Source organism: Methylobacterium mesophilicum (assembly GCF_022179445.1).
Classification (GTDB): domain Bacteria; phylum Pseudomonadota; class Alphaproteobacteria; order Rhizobiales; family Beijerinckiaceae; genus Methylobacterium; species Methylobacterium mesophilicum.
The window spans coordinates 1-261 of sequence record NZ_BPQU01000134.1 but is presented as its reverse complement, the minus strand read 5'-3'; the positions used below and the strand labels follow the sequence as shown (position 1 = coordinate 261).

General features: G+C 74.3%; 1 protein-coding gene. It reads left to right on the top strand.

What is annotated here, in order from left to right; genetic code table 11:
- Positions 1-261: DUF192 domain-containing protein (locus MFF40_RS28520; RefSeq protein ID WP_238263187.1), on the top strand; the 261-nt coding region annotated here is incomplete at both ends.

Here is a 261-nt window from a genome sequence, read left to right as displayed (position 1 = left end):
CCCCCTTCAGCGCCGAGGGCTACCGCTTCCCCGTGGTGGTGGCCTTCCTGGACGGGACCCTGCGGGTGCTCCAGGTCAAGCGGCTAAGCCCGGGGGAGGTCTACGCCCCCCGGACCGCCTACCGGGGCGTGCTGGAGGTGCGGGAGGGGCTCCTCTCCCTCGCCCCGGGGGACCAGGTGGTGCCCTGGGCGCCCCCTACCAGAACGGGGCCGCCCAAAAGCTCCCCGCGCCAGCCGGGCGAAGGAAACGGGGAGAAAGGGG